Source organism: Iodidimonas sp. MBR-22, from assembly GCF_029946565.1.
Taxonomy (GTDB): domain Bacteria; phylum Pseudomonadota; class Alphaproteobacteria; order Sphingomonadales; family Rhodothalassiaceae; genus Iodidimonas; species Iodidimonas nitroreducens.
In genome coordinates, this window is record NZ_JARKVQ010000006.1 from 128,495 (window position 1) to 151,363 (window position 22,869).

19 protein-coding genes and 1 tRNA gene are annotated in these 22,869 nt (G+C 55.4%); 7 read left to right on the forward strand and 13 right to left on the reverse strand.

Annotated elements, in window-relative coordinates; translation table 11 throughout:
- Positions 1–8 precede the first annotated feature (8 nt).
- Positions 9–887 (reverse strand): 3-methyl-2-oxobutanoate hydroxymethyltransferase, encoded by an 879-nt coding sequence (gene panB, locus QK300_RS06560; protein WP_281300843.1) that lies wholly within the window; start codon positions 885–887, stop codon positions 9–11.
- Between the two features lie 298 nt (positions 888–1,185).
- Here panB and QK300_RS06565 point away from each other — a divergent pair, with 298 nt between their 5' ends.
- Together QK300_RS06565 and katG are read left to right on the forward strand one after the other, a co-directional pair.
- Positions 1,186–2,316 carry an alkene reductase gene (locus QK300_RS06565; protein WP_281300842.1) on the forward strand — a complete coding sequence of 377 codons (1,131 nt, stop codon included), beginning with the start codon at positions 1,186–1,188 and terminating at the stop codon, positions 2,314–2,316.
- 184 nt (positions 2,317–2,500) lie between these two features.
- Complete coding sequence (katG, locus tag QK300_RS06570) at positions 2,501–4,675, forward strand: catalase/peroxidase HPI (protein ID WP_281300841.1); 2,175 nt, start codon at positions 2,501–2,503, stop codon at positions 4,673–4,675.
- 111 nt (positions 4,676–4,786) lie between these two features.
- On the opposite strand, the gene QK300_RS06575 is transcribed toward katG, so the two are convergent.
- From QK300_RS06575 to QK300_RS06610, 8 genes are all read right to left on the reverse strand, one after another.
- Positions 4,787–5,002 (reverse strand): helix-turn-helix transcriptional regulator, encoded by a 216-nt coding sequence (locus tag QK300_RS06575; RefSeq protein ID WP_042086696.1) that lies wholly within the window; start codon positions 5,000–5,002, stop codon positions 4,787–4,789.
- Positions 4,999–5,484 carry a hypothetical protein gene (locus QK300_RS06580; RefSeq protein WP_281300840.1) on the reverse strand — a complete coding sequence of 162 codons (486 nt, stop codon included), beginning with the start codon at positions 5,482–5,484 and terminating at the stop codon, positions 4,999–5,001. The genes QK300_RS06575 and QK300_RS06580 overlap by 4 nt, the downstream gene beginning before the upstream one ends.
- A gap of 133 nt (positions 5,485–5,617) precedes the next feature.
- Positions 5,618–7,165 carry a glutamine-hydrolyzing GMP synthase gene (gene guaA, locus QK300_RS06585; protein WP_281300839.1) on the reverse strand — a complete coding sequence of 516 codons (1,548 nt, stop codon included), beginning with the start codon at positions 7,163–7,165 and terminating at the stop codon, positions 5,618–5,620.
- Between the two features lie 58 nt (positions 7,166–7,223).
- A complete protein-coding gene (locus tag QK300_RS06590) occupies positions 7,224–7,853 on the reverse strand; it encodes a hypothetical protein (RefSeq protein WP_281300838.1) in 630 nt (209 codons plus the stop codon).
- 80 nt (positions 7,854–7,933) lie between these two features.
- Positions 7,934–9,262 carry an RsmB/NOP family class I SAM-dependent RNA methyltransferase gene (locus QK300_RS06595; RefSeq protein WP_281300837.1) on the reverse strand — a complete coding sequence of 443 codons (1,329 nt, stop codon included), beginning with the start codon at positions 9,260–9,262 and terminating at the stop codon, positions 7,934–7,936.
- Positions 9,263–9,342: 80 nt separating this feature from the next.
- Positions 9,343–10,815, reverse strand: a complete 1,473-nt coding sequence (guaB, locus tag QK300_RS06600; RefSeq protein WP_348651842.1) for an IMP dehydrogenase — start codon at positions 10,813–10,815, stop codon at positions 9,343–9,345.
- Positions 10,816–10,937: 122 nt separating this feature from the next.
- Positions 10,938–11,681, reverse strand: coding sequence for an RlmE family RNA methyltransferase (locus QK300_RS06605; protein ID WP_042086748.1), 744 nt, complete (start codon positions 11,679–11,681; stop codon positions 10,938–10,940).
- Positions 11,682–11,743: 62 nt separating this feature from the next.
- Positions 11,744–12,811: a Ppx/GppA phosphatase family protein gene (locus QK300_RS06610; RefSeq protein WP_281300834.1), complete on the reverse strand. Its 1,068-nt coding sequence runs from the start codon at positions 12,809–12,811 to the stop codon at positions 11,744–11,746.
- 234 nt (positions 12,812–13,045) lie between these two features.
- On the opposite strand from QK300_RS06610, the gene QK300_RS06615 reads away from it, so the two are divergent.
- Positions 13,046–13,119: transfer RNA gene (locus tag QK300_RS06615), tRNA-Gln, on the forward strand.
- Positions 13,120–13,274: 155 nt separating this feature from the next.
- Positions 13,275–13,466: a hypothetical protein gene (locus QK300_RS06620; protein WP_281320827.1), complete on the forward strand. Its 192-nt coding sequence runs from the start codon at positions 13,275–13,277 to the stop codon at positions 13,464–13,466.
- On the opposite strand, the gene QK300_RS06625 is transcribed toward QK300_RS06620, so the two are convergent.
- Entirely contained in the window at positions 13,463–14,254 is a 792-nt protein-coding gene (locus tag QK300_RS06625; RefSeq protein ID WP_281300832.1) for an SPOR domain-containing protein, read from the reverse strand. The two genes, QK300_RS06620 and QK300_RS06625, sit on opposite strands and share 4 nt — an antisense overlap.
- A gap of 170 nt (positions 14,255–14,424) precedes the next feature.
- Between QK300_RS06625 and QK300_RS06630 the strand changes: the two genes are divergently transcribed.
- The 3 genes from QK300_RS06630 to QK300_RS06640 all read left to right on the forward strand — a co-directional run bounded on the left by QK300_RS06630 (position 14,425) and on the right by QK300_RS06640 (position 19,352).
- The gene (locus QK300_RS06630) at positions 14,425–14,961 is read left to right on the forward strand and encodes a PadR family transcriptional regulator (protein ID WP_281300831.1); all 537 of its coding nucleotides are present in this window, start codon (positions 14,425–14,427) and stop codon (positions 14,959–14,961) included.
- A gap of 138 nt (positions 14,962–15,099) precedes the next feature.
- Complete coding sequence (locus QK300_RS06635; RefSeq protein ID WP_281300830.1) at positions 15,100–16,188, forward strand: efflux RND transporter periplasmic adaptor subunit; 1,089 nt, start codon at positions 15,100–15,102, stop codon at positions 16,186–16,188.
- Positions 16,185–19,352, forward strand: a complete 3,168-nt coding sequence (locus tag QK300_RS06640; RefSeq protein ID WP_281300829.1) for an efflux RND transporter permease subunit — start codon at positions 16,185–16,187, stop codon at positions 19,350–19,352. The genes QK300_RS06635 and QK300_RS06640 overlap by 4 nt, the downstream gene beginning before the upstream one ends.
- A gap of 29 nt (positions 19,353–19,381) precedes the next feature.
- Here QK300_RS06640 and pssA read toward each other — a convergent pair whose 3' ends face one another.
- From pssA to QK300_RS06655, 3 genes are all read right to left on the reverse strand, one after another.
- Positions 19,382–20,158: a CDP-diacylglycerol--serine O-phosphatidyltransferase gene (gene pssA, locus QK300_RS06645; protein ID WP_281300828.1), complete on the reverse strand. Its 777-nt coding sequence runs from the start codon at positions 20,156–20,158 to the stop codon at positions 19,382–19,384.
- Entirely contained in the window at positions 20,158–20,853 is a 696-nt protein-coding gene (locus QK300_RS06650) for a phosphatidylserine decarboxylase (protein ID WP_281300827.1), read from the reverse strand. Before QK300_RS06650 ends, pssA begins: the two co-directional genes overlap by 1 nt.
- Positions 20,854–20,977: 124 nt before the next feature.
- A complete protein-coding gene (locus QK300_RS06655) occupies positions 20,978–22,804 on the reverse strand; it encodes an ABC transporter ATP-binding protein/permease (RefSeq protein ID WP_281300826.1) in 1,827 nt (608 codons plus the stop codon).
- Positions 22,805–22,869 lie beyond the last annotated feature (65 nt).

The window sequence follows — 22,869 nt, forward strand, 5'->3', positions numbered from 1 at the left end:
TCGCCTGATCAGGACGCATCCTTTTTATCTCCAATAACCGGTTTTTTGGACCGCATTTTATAAACCTGGTCGTTGCCCGGAAAATTCCGGCTGCGCACATCCCTGGCATAGGCGGCCACCGCATCGGAAATGCCTGGCCCCAAGGCGGCATATTGGCGCACGAAACGGGGCGACCAATCAAACAGGCCTAGCATATCTTCGGTCACCAGAATTTGCCCATCACAGCGGGCCGAAGCGCCAATGCCAATCACCACAGGGTCCACCATATCGGTGATCTTTTCGGCCAGTGGCTCGGCCACGGCTTCCACCACCAGCGCAAAGGCGCCCGCATCAGCAATGGCTTTAGCATCATCCAGAATCGGCTGCCAATCCGCTTCCTCGCGCCCTTGGGCGGTATAGCCGCCCGTGCTCAAAACCGATTGAGGCCGCAGCCCCACATGGCCAATCACCGGAATCCCCCGCTCTGTCAGGAAATGCACCGTTTCGGCCTGCGCGCGACCGCCTTCAAGCTTCACCGCCTGCGCCCCGGTTTGGGCCAGCATCCGGGCTGCCGTTTCAAAAGCCTGTTCTTTCGAGGCTTCATAGCTGCCAAAAGGCATATCCAGCGCCACCAGCGCCTTTTGCGAGCCGCGCATCACCGCCAAGCCATGATTGATAATCATCTCAACAGTCACGCCTAATGTGGAGTCCATGCCATAAAGCGCCATGCCCACGCTATCGCCCACCAAAAGCATGTCGCAATGGGGATCGAGCAGGCGGGCCATCGGCGCGCTATAGGCGGTGAGCGTGACCAAGGGTTCGGGCGATCCTTTGCGCGCGGCGAATTGCGGCACGGTCATGCGTTTGACGATCTGCGGTTTTTGAGGGGTATCGGGTTGCAAACTCATCAGGCATGTCCTTCAGGCACGCAGCGGCGCACTATGGTTTCATGGGGCAGCAAAAAGCCCAAGCCCCAGCACTCTCATTTGGCGGCGCATTATAAAGACCTTGGCAGCCGGGTCCAGCGCCAGCATCAAAAAAGCACGAGCCATGAAGCCTCTTATTATAAACAGGAGGTTAAAGGCTGATCATGTGCTTGAAAAGCGATCCCACCATCCACATTTGCTGCACAACAGCAAAAATGCTACACCGAAATGCCATCCCTATCCGGCCAGCCTCAACCCAACTGATCAAGCGGAGACCATCATGATCCATGCGAACAAGCCCCTTGCCGAGGCGCGCAGCGAAACCAGCCTGTTCGAGCCAGTGACCATTGGCGCACTCAGCCTTAAAAATCGCATCGTGATGGCCCCCCTCACCCGCAATCGCGCCGCCGAAGGGCTGGTGCCCGGCCCCCATGCCGCTACCTATTACAGCCAGCGGGCATCGGCAGGTTTGATCATCGCCGAAGCCACCCAGATTTCAGCGCAGGCTCAAGGCTATGCCGATACCCCGGGCTGCTATAGCGAAGATCAGATCAAGGGCTGGAAAGCCGTGACCGATGCCGTGCATGAAAAAGGCGGCACGATCATTTTGCAGATCTGGCACACCGGGCGGATGTCACATACAAGCTTTCAGAAAAATGGGGCCGCCCCTATTGCCCCATCGGCAGTGCGGGCGCAGGGAAAGACCTTCATCAAGGGCGAGGGATTTGTCGATGTCTCAACCCCCCGCGCCCTTCTTATAGATGAAATCCCCGGCATCATCGCCGATTTTCGCCATGCCGCCCAATGCGCGATGAGGGCGGGCTTTGATGGCGTGGAAATCCATGCCGCCCATGGCTATCTGATCGACAGCTTCCTTCGCAATGGGGCCAATCAGCGCCGCGATGCCTATGGCGGCTCCATCGAAAATCGCGCTCGTTTTCTCATAGAAACCGTTGCCGCCTGTGCCGATGCCATCGGGGCTGATCGCCTGGGCGTGCGTCTGTCGCCGGTTTCTCCGGCGGGCGATAGCCAAGACAGCAATCCCCAAGCCCTGTTCAATCATGTGGTGGAACAGCTCAATGCTTTTCCCTTGGCCTATCTGCATGTGGTGGAAGGCGCCACCGGCGGCAAACGCGATCATCTGCCCTTTGATTATGAAGCCCTGCATCAGCGTTTTGATGGCGCATGGATGCTCAATAATGGCTATGATCGGGATATGGCTATCAAGGCCATTGCCGAAGGCCGCGCCGATCTCATTTCATTCGGACGGCCCTTTATCGCCAATCCCGATCTCGTGGCGCGGCTGCGCGATGATGCCCCCCTCAATCCTTTGATGGACCCCTCCACCTTTTACGGCGGCGATGCCCATGGCTATATCGATTATCCCACATTGACGGAAGCCGCTGCCTGAAGGGCGGCACCGAAAGGGTAGCGCGGTCGTGTAATCGCTTTTAACGATGAGGATGATTTGAATAATCAATTTCTTGAATGAATTAAACGGGTGTATGATGTGCTTCTTCACGTGATATCAAATTTATGAGAGGTCACATCAAATGATGAAAAGCATATCCATCATTGCCTTGCTTGCCGCAAGCATGACACCACAATTTTTGGCCCTGCCCGCACAGGCTCAGCAGCAAGAAGCCAAATCGATGCAGGATTGGTGGCCAGAGCGGCTATCCTTGGCCCCCTTGCGCGCCCATTCGGTGGAATCCAATCCCTATGGTGCAGATTTTGATTATGCTAGGGCTTTCGCCAGCCTTGATCTTGATGCCGTGAAAGCCGATCTCAAGGCGCTGATGACGGATTCCCAGCCCTGGTGGCCCGCCGATTATGGCCATTATGGGCCGTTTTTCATTCGCATGTCATGGCATAGTGCGGGCACTTATCGGGTGGGTGATGGCCGGGGGGGCGCCGATGGGGCGCAGCAGCGTTTTGAACCCCTCAATAGCTGGCCCGATAATGTGAGCCTTGATAAGGCCCGGCGTTTATTATGGCCAATCAAGCAAAAATATGGCCGGAATATTTCCTGGGCCGATCTGATCGTGCTCGCAGGTACGGTGGCCATGGATGATATGGGCTTCAAAACCTATGGCTTTGCTGGTGGCCGCACCGATGATTGGGAAGCCGATCGGGTTTATTGGGGCCCGGAAGCTGCCTTTTTGGCCGATGAACGCTATAGCGGTGATCGCGAATTGGATCGGCCCTTGGCAGCGGTGCAGATGGGGCTGATCTATGTGAATCCCGAAGGCCCCAATGGCAATCCCGATCCCCTGGCGGCGGCTCGCGATATTCGCGAAACCTTTGGCCGCATGGCGATGAATGACGAGGAAACCGTGGCCCTGATCGCCGGTGGCCATACCTTTGGCAAGGCCCATGGCGCCCATAAGCCTGATGACTGTTTGGGCGCCGAACCGTCTGCCGCCCCAACCGAGCAACAGGGTTTGGGCTGGAAAAACCGCTGCGGCAAGGGCAATGCCGAAGATACCATCACCAGTGGTCTGGAAGGGGCATGGTCGGCCAATCCCATCGCCTGGAGCACGCAATATCTGGATAATCTCTTCAGATTTGAATGGGTGCAAACCAAAAGCCCGGCGGGGGCCATCCAGTGGATTCCCAGCGAGGAAAGCGCCGCTCAAATGGTGCCCGATGCCCATGATCCCGCAAAGCGCCATGCGCCGATCATGTTCACCACCGATCTCTCGCTCAAATTCGATCCGGCCTATCGCCAGATCGCCAAACGCTTTCAGGAAAATCCCGATGCCTTTGCCGAAGCCTTTGCCAAAGCATGGTTCAAGCTGACCCATCGCGACATGGGCCCGCGCAGCCGGTATATCGGTTCGGATGTGCCCGATGAAGCCCTGCTCTGGCAGGATCCCGTTCCGGCTGTTGATCATGCCCTGATCAATGAAAAAGATGCCGACAAGCTGAAAAAAGCGATCCTTGAGACCGGCCTTGGCGTTCCCCAATTGGTGCGCACGGCTTGGGCATCGGCCGCAAGTTATCGGGGTTCGGATCTGCGCGGCGGCAGCGATGGCGGCCGCTTACGGCTTGATCCCCAAAGAAATTGGGCGGTAAACAATCCCCAGGAACTCGATCAGGTTCTGGGCCAACTCACCAAAATCGCTGAGGATTTCAATGGGCGCCAGAAAGGCGGCAAGAAAATCTCGCTCGCCGATGTGATCGTTCTGGGTGGTGCGACAGCGATCGAACAAGCAGCCAAGGACGCCGGTTTTAAGGTGAAGGTGCCCTTCACACCCGGGCGCATGGATGCAACACAAGCGCAAACCGATGTTCAATCCTTCGCAGCGCTGGAGCCAAAGGCCGATGCCTTCCGCAATTATTATGCCGCCGAGAACCGTTTGTCTCCGGCAGAAATGCTGGTTGAACGGGCGGATCTTTTGACCCTCACCGTGCCTGAAACCACCGTTCTCCTGGGCGGGCTGCGCGCTCTTAATGCCAATAGCGGCGGCGTGCAGCATGGGGTTTTCACGGATCGTCCGGGCACATTGAGCCATGATTTCTTTGTCAATCTGCTCGATATGTCCACGCAATGGGTGAAATCCTCCAGCAATGATGGGCTTTATGAAGGCCGTGATCGCGAAACCAATGCGGTGAAATGGACCGCTACCCCGGTGGATCTCATTTTCGGTTCGCATTCAGAATTGCGGGCTGTGGCCGAAGTCTATGGCACCAATGATGCGGGAGAAAAATTCGTTCAGGATTTCGTCGCCGCATGGACGAAAGTGATGAACCTCGGTCGCTATTGAGCCATCGTTCAAGATAAAAAGCGAAGGCGGGGCCATCACGGCTCCGCCTTTTTCATATTCACCACATCTCATCACCCGGTCCCCTCTTTCATCGCCCCGGGCCCTCATAGGTCATCCGCTCGGATCGAACTGAAAAACCGCCTCGAAAGGCTGATTGAAGGTGCGGGCAATGCGAAAGGCCAGTTCCAGAGAGGGGGCGTATTTTCCCGCTTCGATGGCGATCACGGTCTGCCGCGTCGCGCCTACGGCGGCGGCAAGCTCTTGTTGTGTCATCCCCTCTGCCAGCCGCAGCGCACGGATGGCATTTCGCACCCGGCCCTTACTCATCGCCGGTAATAAATGATCGCGGAACCATCGCGCACCAGTTCCGCAAGGCTCATCAGAAGGAAGAGGGTGAACACCCAATCGGCACGGCTTTCAATGCGCGGATGGAGCGGCTCCCAATCGGCGGGCAAAACGCCGTTGGCGATCAGAAGAACGAGTAGGATGCCAAGCGCCGTCTGCAGAAAGATCATAGCATTGCGCCGCGCTATGCCAAGAATGTTGCGGTCGCGCTCATCCATCTCGAAGCCGTCATGTTGATCTTTGGATGTGGCCATGCCTATGATCGCACGATGCATTGCCGCAACACCGAAGCTAAACGCAAAAATCACGATAGAGAGTATGATCACCGGTATAAAGACGCCGACGAGCGCCATTCCTTCAAGCTGGACAACCTGCCCATCGGATATCATGATCCTAGAGACAAAGAGCAAAATCAGGAAATTCCCGACCAGCATGACCCACCGCCCCATTTCCGCCTGCGACATTGATTTTCCCTCTATGTAAAAGATATTTGACATAGATAGAGTGCCCACCGTTCAATGTAAAGAGTTTTTTACATTCGATAGTCACAAATTCCGTCGCTTCAGGCTTGAAACAGGGGAAACATTTTTAGTGCCATCATTCCCACTCAATGGTGCCGGGGGGTTTTGAGGTGATATCATAAACCACGCGATTGATCCCGCGCACTTCATTGATGATCCGCGTAGCCACACGCGAAAGAAAAGCATGATCAAAGGGATAGCTATCGGCGGTCATGCCATCCACCGAGGTCACCGCGCGCAGGGCCAGCACATGATCATAGGTGCGGGCATCGCCCATCACCCCCACGGTTTTGACCGGCAAAAGCACCGCAAAAGCCTGCCAGATGCTGTCATAAAGGCCTTCATTGCGGATTTCTTCGAGATAAATGGCATCCGCCTTGCGCAGAATATCCGCCTTTTCCTTCGTCACGCCACCCGGAATACGAATGGCAAGTCCGGGCCCGGGAAAGGGATGGCGGCCAACGAAATCATCCGGCAGGCCCAGTTCCCGCCCCAAAATCCGCACTTCATCCTTGAACAATTCGCGCAAGGGCTCCACCAGCTTCAGATTCATCTTTTCCGGCAGGCCACCCACATTATGATGGGATTTGATGGTCACTGATGGGCCGCCCGAAAAGGACACGCTTTCAATGACATCGGGATAAAGCGTGCCCTGGGCCAGAAAACCGGCATCCTGAATTTTATCGGCTTCTTCCTGAAACACATCGATGAACAGCCGACCAATGATTTTGCGCTTGGCTTCAGGATCGGTCACGCCATCCAATTCATCCAAGAACAGATCCGATGCATCGCGATGGATCAGCGGAATATTATAATGTTTGCGGAACAGATCCACCACCTGCTGCGCTTCGCCCATGCGTAAAAGGCCGGTATCCACAAAAACGCAGGTGAGTTGATCGCCGATGGCTTCATGCAGTAAAACCGCCACCACCGAGCTATCAACCCCCCCGGAAAGGCCGCAGATCACCCGGCTATCGCCTACTTGGGCACGAATTTCAGCGATTTTGGCATCACGAAAAGCCGTCATCGACCAATCGGCCGCACAACCACAAACGGCATGAACGAAATTGCTGATCAGCTGTTTGCCATGGGGGGTGTGGATCACTTCGGGATGAAATTGCAGGCCATAAAAACGGAGGGCATCATTGGCAATGGCGGCAAAGGGCGCGCCTTTGGAGGTGCCCACAACCCGAAAGCCATCCGGCAGGGAGGCCACCCGATCCCCATGGCTCATCCACACCTGTTCGCGGCCGCCCGCCTGCCAAAAGCCTTCAAATAAATGGCAATCATCAACCAGATCGAGAAAGGCCCGGCCAAATTCCTGATGATCAGAGACCGAGACAACACCCCCAAGCTGCTGCACCATGGTTTGCTGACCATAGCAGATCCCGAGAACAGGCACCCCCATGCTGAACACCCGATCCGGGGCGCGGGGCGCATCATCCCATGTGACCGAGGCTGGCCCGCCCGATAAAATAATGCCTTTGGGGGCAAAATCATCGAGCATCGCCTCCGCCGCATTAAAGGGGACGATTTCGCAATAAACCCCGGCTTCACGCACACGTCGGGCGATGAGTTGGGTAACCTGACTGCCGAAGTCAAGAATGAGGATATGATCTGACATAAGCGGCTTTTAAACGGCCCTTTCGCGGCTGTCCATTCCTGAATTTCATGCCCGGATTTCAGGGATTTTGCGGATCGCCAACGCCAGCATCGGGGCCAGCATCGGGCCCAGCTTCAGACTCAGTGCCAGCATCGGGAGCAGCCTCTGGCCCTTCGGCATATTGAGCTTTGTAGCGATCAATAGCCTTTGCCACGCTGGTCATTTCCTCGCAGCCCTGATCCGCACAAAGCCGCTTTAGAAGTTCAAGATTATCGAGCGCCTTCACCAAACCATCATTGGCCAGATAAATCAGGCTTTCCGCCTTGATGGCCGCCAGATTATAAGGTTCGATATCAAGCACACGGCGATAATAATCCATCCCCGCGCGGCGATCCCCCATCGCCTGATACACATCGCCCAAGCCGATCAAGGCCATCATATTGGCGGGATCAGCAATCAGCGCGGCTTCAAACTTCTTTTGCGCCGCATCGAAATTTTCCGCTTTCATCGCTGCCACCCCGGCATCGATAAGATTTTGTGAGGCCGATTGAAAGCGCTTTGCTGTGCCCCCGCTGGCATAAGATGCCGGAGCCATCAGGGCGAAAAGCCCCAAAACCATCAACAACAAACCCAAAAGCCGAAATCCATCATGGCCTTGATGCTTCACTCTGCACTGGCTTTGATTGTTCAGATCAAAAGCGGTTTTCATTGGTTTGGGCCTCATGTCGCTTTTATACCATTCGCACAGAAACAGGGTTGATATGTCGTCGCCACCCGGCACAATCAAGATTATACCTCAGGGCAGCGCTGCAAAAGTGCCAGAAAAAATCCATCCGTGCCATGGCGCGCCGGGGTCAGTTGCAGCATTTCAGGCGCATGGGATGCCGTTTCCGGCAAATCCGCAAGCCCCACATCCCCAAGCCTGCGATGATAATCCGTCAATTCCCATTGATCATTGCGGGCAAGGGCATAATCGATAACATCTTCATTTTCTTCGCCCAGAATGGAGCAGGTCATATAGGCAATGCGCCCCTTGGGGCCCGCCAGCATCATGGCTTCAAGCAAAAGACTGCGCTGCAAAGCCACGGCTTCGGCCAGAAACTCTTCATCCAAACGCCAGCGCAATTCAGGGTTACGCCGCCATGTGCCGCTGCCCGAACAGGGCGCATCCACCACCACCAGATCCATTTGCCCATGAAAGCGATAAAGCTGATCGGCGCGTTTTTCAGCGCCCGAGGTGAGGCGATGAATCTGCAGATTGGTCAATCGGGCACGATCTGCCCGCTCCTTCAATTCCTGCAAGCGGCGCTTATCGGTATCAAGGGCATAAATCTGGCCCTTATTCTGCATCAAAGCCCCCAAAGCCAGCGTTTTACCGCCCGCGCCCGCACACAGTTCCAACACCTGATCACGCGGCGCAACACCGCTTAATAATGCCGCGATCTGCGAGGCTTCATCCTGAATTTCAAACAGGCCCTTGCCAAAAGCAGGCAAGGATTTCAAGGGCACCGGATCGGCCAGGCGCACCCCCAAGGGGCTATAGGGGGTTTTGGTGGCCGCAAAGCCATGATCTGCCAAAAGTGCGAGCACATCATCGCGCGAAGATTTAAGGCTGTTGATCCGCAAATCAAGCGGTGCGCGACCGGCCAAAGCCTCAATCTCGGTTTCCGTGGCATCGCCATAGCGATGGATCAGCCGCTCCGCCAGCCAGGGCGGCACATTGAGCCGGGCATCCAAGGGTGGCGTTTCCAATCCTTGGGCCCGCAAAAGCCGGGCGGCCTCGTCCTCGCTTGGGGCCTCGATGGCATAGGTGCCCAGAAACAAATCAGCGGGCAAGGGCTGATCAACAGGCAGGTTTAGGCGCAGATAAAGCAGGGCAAGGGTGCGGGGTTCGATGGTCAGGCCAGCCGACATCAGCCGCCAGCCATAATCGCCGCGCATTCGGATCACCCCATAAACATGATCGGTGATGGCCGCGCGATCCGATGAACCGGCATAGCGGCGTTGTTGGAAATAACGCCGGATCAACTGATCGGCCGCCGCCCCACGATGCTTTAAGGCTTCATCGATTTCGGTCAACAGATCAATGGCCGCAGCCAATCGGGCAGAAGGGGTCATCAGCGGATCTTTTCTTTTTTTAAGGAGCCATCAGATAGGGGGCTAATGAAGGTTTTGCCTGAATAAGCGCCCATAACACATTAATTCAAATTATAATTTGGCGATTCACGGGTGATCGAAACATCATGCACATGGCTTTCCCGCAGGCCGGAATTGGTGATCCGTACAAAGCGCGCGCGCTGGTGCATCTCTTCGATCGTGCGAGAGCCGGTATAGCCCATACCCGCCCGCAAACCGCCCATCAATTGATGCAGCACATTCTTGCACGGGCCTTTGAACGGCACCTGACCTTCCACCCCTTCGGGCACCAGCTTCAAGCTGTCTTTGATATCTTCCTGAAAATAGCGATCCGCCGAGCCGCGCGCCATGGCCCCCACCGATCCCATGCCGCGATAGGCTTTATAAGATCGGCCCTGATACAAAAACACCTCGCCCGGCGCTTCCTGTGTGCCCGCCAGCAGGGAACCGATCATGCAGGCATGGGCACCGGCGGCAATGGCTTTGGCCACATCACCTGATTGACGCAAGCCGCCATCGGCAATCACCGGGATACCATACTGCCTGGCCACCGCCACCACATCCATGATCGCGGTGAGCTGCGGCACCCCTACCCCGGCCACAATCCGGGTGGTGCAGATCGATCCCGGCCCGATCCCCACCTTCACCGCATCGGCACCGGCATCGATCAGGGCCAAAGCGGCATCGGCGGTGGCGACATTGCCCGCCATTAATTGCACATGGCCATAAGCCCGCTTGATCCGCCGCACCGTATCGATCACCCGCGCGGAATGACCATGGGCGGTATCCAGAACGATCAGATCGCACTCGGCATCGATCAAGGCTTCGGATCGTTCGAACCCCTGATCCCCCACGGTCGTTGCCGCCGCCACCCGCAGGCGCCCGGTGCCATCCTTGGCGGCATCGGGATAAGCCACTGACTTTTCCATATCCTTCACCGTGATCAGTCCGATGCAGCGGAAATGTTCATCCACCACCACCAGCTTTTCAATCCGGTGCTGGTGCAGCAGCTTTTTCGCCTGCTCGCTGGAAACGCCGGGCTGCACCGTGATCAGACCTTCGCGGGTCATCAATTCAGAAATCGGCTGCCCGGGATTGGTGGCAAAGCGCACATCGCGATTGGTCACGATCCCCACCAAACGGCCCGGCCCCACGCCATTTTCGCGGGTGACGACCGGAATCCCGGAAATTTTATAGCGGGCCATCAGATCAAGGGCATCGGCCAGAGTTTCATCGGAATGCATGGTCACCGGATTGACAACCATCCCGGCTTCGAATTTCTTGACCTGCCGCACCATCTGCGCCTGTTCGGCAATGCTGTTATTGCGATGCAAAACCCCAATGCCCCCATATTGGGCAAGGGCAATGGCCAGATCGGTTTCCGTGACGGTATCCATCGCCGACGATAAAAGCGGCACTTTGAGCCTGATGTCTTTCGTGATGTGTGTGCTCAGATCAGCCTGGGCCGGCATCACATCCGATGCACCGGGAACAAGCAGAACATCATCAAATGTCAAACCCAAAGGAATATCCATGGTGCGGGGTCCTCTCTTCACGCGTCTCGTCCGGAAAACATGGCGCCTATATGCCATTGCGGGTCCACAAGTCCAAAGGGTTTCTTGGAATTTGCGACCCATCCGCCTTGTTTAAAAAACGCTCAATCCGGCTCGGGTGGCTCCATGCGGGGGGAATGGCTTTTGGATCGACCCTGAAAGCCGGTGGCAATCACATACCATTCAACCGATTCAGGGCGGCTGGCAGGCGGCTTGCTATGCCTGACTTTGGCGAAATTTTCTTTCATCCGTTGCAACAATTCACCTTCTGTGCCCCCACGTAAAACCTTGGCCACAAAAACCCCACCATCAGCGAGCACATCCATGGCAAAATCAAGCGCCGCTTCGCACAGGCCCATGGTGCGCAAATGATCGGTTTGTTTATGGCCGGTGGTGGGGGCGGCCATATCCGAAAGCACCAGCTGTGCTTCCCCGTTCAAAAGCGCTTTCAGGCGGTCGGGGGCGTCGGGATCGAGAAAATCCATTTCGATCAGTTCGGCCCCGGTGATCGGCTCCATGGGCAGAATGTCGATCCCCACGATTTTGGTGTCTTTCCAGCCGCTTTTAGCGTGGCGCTGAGCCAGAACCTGTGTCCAACCCCCGGGGGCGGCGCCCAGATCGACAACCCTTTGCACGCCTTTCAACAAACCAAATTTCTCATCAAGCTCCAAAAGTTTAAAGGCGGCGCGGGAGCGAAAACCCTGCCTGCGTGCCTCTTCTACATAAGGATCGTTCAACTGCCTTTGAAGCCATCGCGTGGATGATAATTTTCGGCCCCGTGCCGTGCGCACCCTCACCTTCAGGGCACTTCGGCCTCGCGGTCCGCTTTTTGCCGGCGGTCGCGCCATGGCTGTCTCCTCAATCTTCATTGCCCGGCCACATCTGCGGCCCCGGGTCACCCATTTGAAATCTAGATCGTGCGCCCCGGGCCAATCACGGCGCCCGCGCCCATCAGCCCCCGCAAAACCCCCTCGCGAATGCCGCGATCCGCCACCCGCAGCCGTTTGAAGGACCATTGCGCCAAAAGAGCATCAAGAATAGCACAGCCAGCCACCACATAATCCACCCGATCTTCGCCAATGCAGGGTTCAGCGAGCCGCGCTTCATAGGGCATCAGGGCAATATTGCGGGCCAGATCATGGATGCTTGCCTGTTCGAGCCAGGCGCCATCCACCTTGTTGCGATCATAACGCGGCAGGCCCATTTGCACGCTGGCAAGGGTGGTGATCGTGCCCGATGTACCCAAAAGCTGCATCGCCCCGTTTTTTTGCAAAGCGCGCAAGGACGCCAAGGCTTCAAACCGATCGAGATGCGCGCGGATCAGCCCCACCATCTCAGCATAGCGGGCGCGATCAAGGGATTGGCAATCAAATCGCTCGGATAGATTGACAACGCCATAGGGCATCGAGGTCCAGGCCAGAATATGCAGGCGATTTTTCGGGCGACGCTCGACCAGAATAAGCTCGGTACTGCCGCCACCAATATCGAAAACAAGGGCATGGCCATAAGCCGGATCGAGCAAAGACTGACAGCCAACAACCGCCAGACGCGCTTCTTCAGCCGGAGAAATGACATCGAGATTAAGCCCGGTTTCCGCCTTCACCCGGGCCACGAACTGATCGCAATTTTTGGCGGTTCGGCAGGCTTCGGTGGCAACCGACCGCATGCAGGTTACCTGCTTGTGGCGGATTTTCTGGGCACAGATCTTAAGGGCAGCAATCGCCCTGTCCATTGCCTCATCCGACAAACGACCCGTGGCCCCCAGCCCTTCGCCCAGGCGGACGATCCGGGAAAAAGCATCCACCACGCGAAAGCCCGCATAAGTGGGGCGGGCTATCAAAAGCCTGCAATTATTGGTGCCCAGATCAATGGCGCTATAAACCGCCCGATTGCGGGCATAAGGCCCGGTCCGGCTCTTGGCAGGTCCATCCTTTGCAGGAGATAGCTTCGCTATACCCTCATCCTGTGCGCTCGACATAAAAACAGATACTCATCAAAAACGAACGGCGCTTTTTTAAGCCCGATCGAAACTTGATCCCTGTTTAGCATCATATTGGCTTTATCTGCCAGCCTGAGATTACGCACGAAGGGGCCAAAAAGTTTTTTCACGTCATCAATGGATCCGTTTCGCCCTCAAAGAGCCCATGCGCGCATCATGAAGGCGTTGACAAAGATGAGCATGCCGCCTTATAAGCCGCCACATTCTCATGATTGCCCCGTCGTCTAATGGTAGGACAACGGATTCTGATTCCGTCAGTGGAGGTTCGAGTCCTCCCGGGGCATCCATATCTTCCTCACACCTTTCAGCCTAACCTTTTCAAGACCTGCTCAGTGCCCTGCCCTGATCATGGGCAATTATAGTCCTGTGTTCCATTTTTGTTCTTGCCATAAGAACAATAAGCCACTATAAGAACAAATATTGAACATAGGAGGCAATGACCATGCTGATCCATCTTTTGGGGCTCGCCATTTTTGCCATCATGGGCCTTTGTGCTCTGAGCAGCCTGCGCGATGCCGCCCGGCTTTTTGCAAAGCACCTGCCCAAGCGGCAAGAAAATATCCATGCAAACAAGCCTCAATGGCATCGGCGGGCGGATCACCCGGCTATCAAGGGCTATCATCAAAGGGCTTAAAGTGGTTCGCCATCGAAATTGGAAAGCTGGCAAAAAGCCCCGCTTTCACGCAAGGACGAACATAAAACCCGAGCCGGGGCGATCTCTTTGAACGGACCTGCAACCAGGCGATAAAAGCGCCCGCCCATCTGCTCTAAATCCAGCACCGAAAGCCGAGGAGACAGGCCTGATAAAAGGGCCGGGTATTTATTTGAAAGATCAGCCCAGCCTTCGGTGGCAGCCTTTGCATCGCGATAAGATGCCAGATGCACGGCATAAAGTTGGCCGGTGCCCACCGCCAGATCCACCCCATCCGCGCGCGCTTTTTCAGCTTCCGCACGATTGGCGGCATTGCGGACCTCATTATCCTTGGCAGTTTGCGCCTCAAGGGTTTTTTCCACATCGGCCAGCCGAATGATCAGGCTGTTCATCAGGCCGGTTTGTTCTGCCAATTGCGTCTGCAGATCATCGATCCGGGCAAGCAAGCCCCTCTGATCGGCTTTCAATCGGGCGATGTCTTCAGCCGGAACTGCTTCCGATCCACCTAACCTTTGATTGATATCGCGTAAGGCCGCATCAAAAGCCGCCAGCCTTTGCCCGGGCTGTGATGCGCCCTGCCCCCCTTGATCTGCGCCAATTCCAGCGGCATCAGCAGCCGGAGCAGCGGCCAGATTGGGGCGATACAGGCCAATCTGATCATCGGTGACACGCATGCTATCGGTGGCGCAGCCCGCCAGAAAAAACACGAGACAACAAACCGCGCCAAATCCCCTTGGCTTGATCCCACTAGTTCCTATGCCATGATCCATGAAAAGGCCCGATCCATTGCAAAACATTCATATCAAAAGGCTTAACAGAAATTTCTTGCCTGTTCGTAAAATCTTTAAAAAAGGGGCCTGCGTATTAGGTTTGCATCAAGAGACACAAAGCATTATATCGTACTGATAGTATTTTCTTAGATGGTTCGGGGTTTATTTATATGGATGTTCGCACGCTTTGTCTTGGCATCCTCGCTTTAGGCGATGCCAGCGGTTATGAAATCAAAAAAATGGTGGCCGAAGGCAGCTTCAGCTTTTTTAGCGAGGCGAGCTATGGATCGATCTATCCATCGCTGACCCGCCTGACCGAAGAAGGCTTTGTCACCTGCGAATCTTTTTCCCAAGATAAGCGCCCCGACAAAAAAATCTACAGCCTCACGGAAAAAGGCCGCCTGGCGCTGACCGAAGAATTGCGTCGCGACCCCGGACCTGACAAAAATCGGTCCGAATTTCTGGCTGCCCTGCTTTTTGCCGAGGCCGTATCTCCTGATCGAATTCAGAACCTGGTGGAAGAACGGATCGATGAACACCGCATGAAAATCCGTTCCTTGCAAAAATTGCTTGATGAAGCCATGTCGCCGGCTTCACATTTTGTGATCAATTATGGCATTGCCATGCAAAAGGCGGCCCTCGATTATCTGGAACATCATCAGGCCAGCCTGATCAAAAAAATCATAGCAGCCGGGCCAACCGAATGAACCCTATCGCCGCCCGCACACCTGCCAGATTCGTTATGCACGATGCTATGGTCATCAAAAAGATCGGGTTCTCCTGCTTTAAAACAGATTATACTGCGAAAATGATGGGCTTGTTCCCGGTAAAAGCGTGTGATGTACATGAATAAATCTATCCTGATTGCCATCGCCGTCACTCTGGTTCTCACCTTATGGGTGGTATCGGGACTCATTTTTTCAGGCGACAATCAGCCCGCCACCGCGCAGGCCGAAAAATCCGAACAGGCGGTCTTCATGGTCAGCACCCGACGGGTGAGCGCCGAGCCCTATCGCCGCAATCTGGTGATCCATGGGCGCACGGATGTTATGCGTTCGGTGCAGTTACGCAGTGAAATCAGTGGCAAGGTGATGGAAACCCCGGCCATTGAGGGCACAAGGGTCAAGGCGGGCGAGATCATCTGCCGTTTGGCCACCGATGAACGTAAAGCCAATCTGGCACAGGCCAAGGCTTTGGGAGAACAGCGCCGCCTTGAATATGATGCCGCCCTTGAACTCACCAAAAAGGGGCATCGCTCAGCTACTCAATTGGCGCAGGCCAAAGCCCAGTATGAAGCCGCGCTGGCCCAGATCGAACAGATGCAGATCGCCCTTGATAACACAATGATCAAGGCGCCCTTCGATGGTCTGCTCAATGAACGCCCCGCCCATATCGGCGATTATCTGCAGATAGGCCAGCTTTGTGGGACCCTGCTCGATGATCAGCCTTTCCTTGTGGTGGGTGAAGTCTCGGAAGCCGATGTGGGCAAGCTGGAAAAAGGCAGCCCAGCGCGGGTTCAGATCACCAATGATGCAGAGCGTGAGGGCACCATTCGCTATATTTCCGCCAATGCATCCGAACGCACCCGCACCTATCGGGTTGAGGTACTGATCCCTAATCCCGCCCTCGATCTGCGGGCGGGGATGTCGGCCACCGTTCATGTGCCTTTGGAACAAAGCACGGCTTTCAAGGTCTCTGCGGCATCGCTGGTCTTGAATGCCAGCGGTCGGTTGGGCCTGCGTGCCGTTGATGAAAATAATATCGTGCGCTTTTATCCCGTCACCATCATGAGCGATGTGGGCGAAGATCTATGGGTTTCGGGCCTGCCTGCCGCGCTTTCGAGCATCGACCTCATTACCGTGGGTCAGGAATTCGTCAGTGAGGGCCAAAGAGTGCGAACCGATAAAGAAAAAACGCCGGAGATCGCCGGATGAAAACCATCATCGCCTATGCCATCGATTCCAAAAGGCTGGTGATGTCTATCCTTTTGCTGATCCTGATTGCTGGCGGCTATGCCTATTACGCCATCCCCAAAGAAGATAACCCCGACGTTCAATTTCCCTTTTTCTCGGTCAGCATCACCCATGATGGCATCTCACCCGAAGATGCCGTGCGCATGATCATAAAGCCCATGGAACGCCAGCTTCAAACCATTGAGGGCGTGAAGGAAATGACCTCCACGGGTTTTGAGGGCGGGGCCAGTCTGGTGCTGGAATTTCAGCCCGATGTGGATGCCGATCAGGCGCTTTTGGATGTGCGCGAAGCGGTGGATATGGCAAAAGCCGACCTGCCCGATGATTCAGATGAACCGGTGGTAGCGGAATATTCCGCAGGCAAATCCCCGATCATCACCATTGTGCTTTATGGGGATGCTCCTGAGCGCACCATGGTGCAGCTTGCCGAGGATCTGAAGGATCGCCTTGAAACCATCCCCAGTGTTTTGGAAGCACAGCTGGGCGGCAAGCGCGAAGAAGTGCTTGAAGTCATTGTCGATCCCGCAAAAATCGAAATTTATGATGTCTCGCTCAATGAGCTTTTGACGGTGGTCCAGAATAACAACCGGCTGATCGCCGCAGGGGCCATGGATGCAGGCGATGCCCGCTTTGCCATCAAGGTTCCGGGTTTATTTCATGATGCCCGCGATGTGGCCAATCTGCCGGTGAAAACATCGCGTGACGGGGTGGTGACCCTGGGCGATCTGGGGGAAGCCCGGCGCACCTTCAAGGATGCCACATCTTTGGCCAGATTCAATGGCCGCCCGGCTATCACCATCGAAGTGATCAAGCGGGTTGGCACCAATACCGTTGAAACCGCGGAGGCGGCAAAATGGATGACCCAGCAATCCGCAGCCCTTTGGCCTGAGACCGTTCGCTATGAATATCTGGGCGATACCTCGGTTTATGTCAGCGATTTTCTGGAAACCTTGCGCAATTCCGTTTTATCGGCCGTGGCTTTGGTGGCCATCGTCGTTGTGGCGGCCCTTGGCTGGCGCTCGGCGCTTTTGGTGGGGGTCTCCATTCCCGGGGCCTTTTTGTTTGGCATTTTGATCCTTTATGCCTTGGGTAACAGCATCAATACGGTGGTTTTATTCGGGCTTATTCTGGCCGTTGGGCTGCTTGTGGATGGGGCCATTGTGGTTTCCGAATATGCGGATCGAAAATTGCTGGAAGGCGCATCAAAACGCGATGCCTTTCGCTTGGCCGCACAGCGCATGGCCTGGCCGATCACCGCTTCAACCGCCACCACCCTCATGGCCTTTGCCCCTTTGCTTTTTTGGCCCGGTATCATCGGCGATTTCATGAGCTATCTGCCGCTGACCCTGATTTTCACGCTGATCGGCTCTTTGCTCATGGCTTTGATCTTTCTGCCCACATTGGGTGCGACCATTGGCAAGCCGGGCGAAGGCAATGCGGAATTGATGGAGCATCTGGCCGGAGACAAAGGCGAAGACCCCCGAAAATTGGGCGGCTTTACCGGGGCTTATGCCCAATTTCTATCCCGGGTCATGCACCATCCGGGCAAGATTTTAAGCCTGACCCTTCTGGCCCTTGTCGGCACATGGACCTTGTTCATCACCGATAATAACGGGCAGATTCTGTTTCCCGATGGCGAGCCCAATAGCGCCCGCCTTTTGGTTCATGCGCGCGGCAATCTCTCTATCAATGAAATGAGCCGTATCGTTTCCAATGTGGAAAGCAAGGTGCTCGATGTAGAGGGGGTGGAAAACCGCTATACCCGGATCGGGGCCGGATCGGGCGATGCCGATGATATTATCGGGCGGATCACCTTATTGTTCATGGATTGGAAAGAACGCCGCCCCGCCACCGAAATCGAAGCGGAAATCCGTCAGCGCGTGGCCGATATTCCGGGCGTGAAAATTGAATTTTCCGAAGAACAACAAGGCCCGGTGCAGGGCAAAGCCATTCAGATCGAAATTGCCAGCGATCATTCCTCGCTTCTAACCGCGGCTGTGGATAAAATCCGCCGCCATCTCGATCAGATGGATGGGCTGGTGGATCAGGAGGACAGCCGCCCAACGGCTGGGATCGAATGGCGGCTTGATGTTGATCGATCAGAGGCCGGGCGCTTTGGCACGGATATCACCAGCGTCGGCAGCTTTATCCAGCTTGTAACCAATGGCGCGCTGGTGGGCCGCTATCGCCCGGATGGGGCCGATGACGAAGTGGATATAAGGGTGCGTTTCCCCGGCGATGAGCGCGGCATTCTAGCCCTTGATCGCCTGCGCATCCCAACCGAATTTGGCAGTGTTCCGATCAGCAATTTCGTGGAGCGGTCAGCGCGGCCCAAAACCGGCGATATCGAACGGATCGACGGGGAAAACGTGCTGACGCTTCAAAGTGATGTGGCTACCGGCGTTCAACCGGCTCGGAAGGTTGAAGAATTGCGCCAGTGGATTGCCGATCAGAATTTTGATCCCCGCCTGAAAATAAGCTTTGCCGGACAAGATGAGGTGGAGCGGGAATCGGGCAGTTTCCTGATCAATGCCTTTGCCGTGGCCCTTTTTGGCATGGGCCTTATTCTGCTCGCGCAATTCAACAGCTTTTACCATGCCGGGCTGATTTTATCCTCGGTGATCTTATCAACTGTCGGCGCGGTTTTCGGCCTATGGCTTTTGGATCGGCCCTTTGTGATCGTGATGACCGGGGTGGGCATTATCGCTTTGGCCGGGATCGTGGTGAATAATAATATCGTGCTCATCGATACTTATGATCGTTTGGTGAAAAGCGGGATGAAACCCCTTGATGCCATCGTTCGCACCGGTGCCCAAAGATTACGCCCGGTGCTGCTCACCACCATCACCACGGTCACCGGCCTTTTGCCGATGGTTTTTCAGGTGAATGTCGATTTCATCAAACGCAATGTGGAAATCGGCTCCCCCACCAGCTTCATCTGGGTGGATCTGGCCCTGGCCATTGTATTCGGGCTCAGCTTTGCCACCCTTCTGACCCTGGTGGTCACCCCCTCGATGTTGGCCTGGCGGGTTTTAATCCGGGAAAAGCGCGCCTTACGCAAAAAACAAAAGGCAGCAAAGGCGCAAGCGGATCATCGCGGCGATATAAAGCAGGCTGCCGAATAACGACCGGAATCGGGCGAAATTTTACCTGCTCAATCGGGTGCTTTGGATTTGGCGCTCTCGTGCTTTTTCCGGCGATAAATGCTGAGCGCCAAAGGGATCGACCCCAGATATAAAATCACGACGATAGACAAAGCCGCCCAGCGATAAACTGTCACCGATGCCGCGAAAAGGGCAATCAAAAGCAAGGTGGGCACCATCGCATCGCGGCGCACCCGAAATTGCTTCAGGGAAAAGGTTGGCAGCCGCGATACCACCAAAGTTGCGATCAGCCCCACATAGCCCACCAGCACGATCGAACGCTGGAACAAATTGGATTCAAAGGCAAAATCGAGAAGCATCGGCAGCAAAACCAGCATCGCCCCGGCAGGGGCGGGCACCCCGGTGAAATAGCCATGGGGCCGATGGGGATCATCCTCATCCTCGATCGCCGCATTATAGCGCGCCAAACGCAAGGCGACAGAGACCCCATAGGCCAGAGCCACAATCCAGCCAAACCGGCCCATATCCCCCAATCCCCAAGCATAAAGCAAAAAGGCGGGCGCCATGCCAAAGGCCACGACATCTGAAAGGCTATCAAGTTCGGCCCCAAAGCGGCTGGTGCTTTTCAAAAGCCGGGCCACAGCGCCATCCATGGCATCGAGCACCGCAGCCGCAATCACAAAGACCACAGCCAATTGAAACCGTCCTTCAATGGCAAAGCGGATCGCCGTCATCCCCGAGCACAAAGCAAGGGTAGTGACAACATTGGCCGCCATCATGCGGGCGGTAAAGACATTGCGGCCCATATCTTTTTTTGGGGTGCGCATCAATCCGCCCGGCCATCGGGGCGTGGATTAACCGCATCATCGGTGGCCAGAATAGTTTCACCCCCTACCACCGTTTGCCCCACGGCAATCACCGGCTCCATGCCTTTGGGGCAATACACATCCATGCGGCTGCCAAAACGGATGATCCCGAACCGCTCTCCGGCCAGCACATTCTGTCCCACATCAAGGGAACACACGATGCGCCGGGCGATCAAACCGGCAATCTGCACGAATGCCACCGACCGACCATCCGCCCGATCAAGGCGCACAAGCTGGCGTTCATTATCTTCGCTGGCTTTATCAAGGGAGGCATTGATGAATTTGCCCGGCACATAAACCAGCTTACTGATCGATCCTTCGCAGGGCACGCGATTGACATGCACATTCAAAACCGACAGAAAAATCGAAATGCGGGTGAGCGGGCCATCCCCCATTTCAAGATCGGCAGGCGGCGCCGCTTCATCGATTTTGGAAACCACTCCATCGGCCGGGCTGATCAGGGCATCGGGCAGCAGCGGGGTCATGCGCACCGGATCGCGGAAAAAATAAACGATATAAAGGCCCAGAACGATAAAAATCCATCCCAGCGTTTCAGACAGGAAGATCATAAACAGGGCCGCCAGACCAAAAGCGATCAGAACAAAGGGGATGCCTTCCCGATGAACGCGATTGAAAGCAGAACGAAACGGATCCATCGGATAAAACCTTTCCATATGATGCAAACCTAGATGAACGGTTTGCTGAGCGTGCATGACCTTTGACACAGATATATCTTATCCGGCCTTGTTTCGCGAACTCTGACCAAATTGTTGCAAAAGGTCAAACATCTGATGGCGATCCATCAAGCTGGCGCTGCCACATGGCATGATAAGTGCCTTGTGCGAGCAATAAGCTTTCATGCGCGCCGCGCTCGATGATCCGCCCCTGATCAAGAACCAGAATTTCATCCGCATTCACCACGGTTGACAGGCGATGCGCAATCACCAATGTGGTGCGGTTGCGTGAAATCTGCTCGATGGCCTCCTGAATTTCCTGCTCGGTGCGGCTATCGAGTGCACTGGTCGCTTCATCAAGCAACAGGATCGGCGGATCTTTCAAAATCGTGCGCGCTATCGCCACCCGCTGCTTTTCGCCGCCCGATAGTTTCAATCCCCGCTCGCCCACTAAAGTTTCATAGCCATCGGGTAATTGATCGATAAAGCCATCGATGCGCGCAAGGCGGGCCGCTGTGCGAATATCCTCATCGCTGGCATCGGGGCGGCCATAGCGGATATTATAGGCAATGCTTTCATTGAACAGCACCGTATCCTGCGGCACGATCCCAATCGCTTTGCGCAAGCTTTTTTGGGTGACATCGCGAATATCCATGCCATCGATCAGCACCGCCCCCGAGGCTATATCATAAAAGCGGTACAGAATGCGCGACAAGGTGGATTTACCCGCCCCGCTCGGCCCCACAATGGCAACGGTTTTCCCTGCCGGCACATAAAAGCTCAGATCATGCAGGATCTGGCGGCGGGGATCATAACCAAAATCAACCGCCTGAAACCGGACCTCGCCGCCTTTGACAACCAGCGGCACGGCATCCGCCTTATCGGCGATTTCCTGATTTTGATCGAGCAGGCCAAACAGATAATCCATATCAATCAGGGACTGCCGAATTTCCCGATAAACAAAGCCCAAAAGATTGAGCGGGACAAAAAGCTGGATCAACAGGGAATTGGCCAGCACCACATCACCCAAAGTGAGGGTGCCCGCCAGCGCATCCCGCGCCGTGAGAATCATCACGCCCGCCAAGGCAATATTGATGATCAGCGCCTGACCGGCATTCAACAAAGAAAGAGACGACTGGCTTTGGAGAGCAGCGCCCTGATAGGTTTTCAAGGCCCGATCATAGCGGTTGGCTTCATGCTCTTCATTGCCGAAATATTTCACCGTTTCATAATTCAAAAGGCTATCGATGGCGCGGCTATTGGCTTTGCTGTCCTGCTCGTTCATGGTTTTGCGAAAGCGCGTGCGCCATTCCGTGATGACCACCGAAAATACGATATAAATGGCAACCGCCACCAACAGGCACAGGGCATAGATCCAGCCGAAATGGACCCAGAAAATGCCTGCCACCAAAAGCAGTTCAAGCACCGTGGGCACGATATTGAAGGTCAGGAACCGCAAGAGAAAATCAATCGCCCGGGTGCCCCGATCAATGGCCCGCGACATGCCCCCCGTGCGTCGTTCCAGATGAAACCGCAAAGATAAAGCATGCAGATGCTGGAAGGTTTGCAAAGCCACACTGCGCAGGGCATGTTGCGAGGCTTGGGAGAAAACCGCATCACGCAATTGCGCCAAAGCCACCCCGCCAAAGCGCGCCATGCCATAAGCCATCAGTAGAAAAGCCGGAATGAGCACCGCCTGCCCTGTGGGCGACTGAAGATTGTCGATCGCCGATTTATAGAAAAATGGGGTGTACACCGTCACCCCTTTGGCCAGCAGCATCAAAAGCACGGCAAAAACGATCCGCAGCTTCAGGTCGAAACGATCCCGTGGCCATAAATAAGGAATGAGACGCCGGATTGATTGCCAATGATGTGTTGTTGGCTCATTAGGCCCTGTGCTATCTATTGGCGAATGTTGCAGGCCACGCGGCATCAGATTTGTCCTTAAAAAAGATAGAAAACAATTCGTTTTACGGTTCATTAAGCCTGACAGAGCAT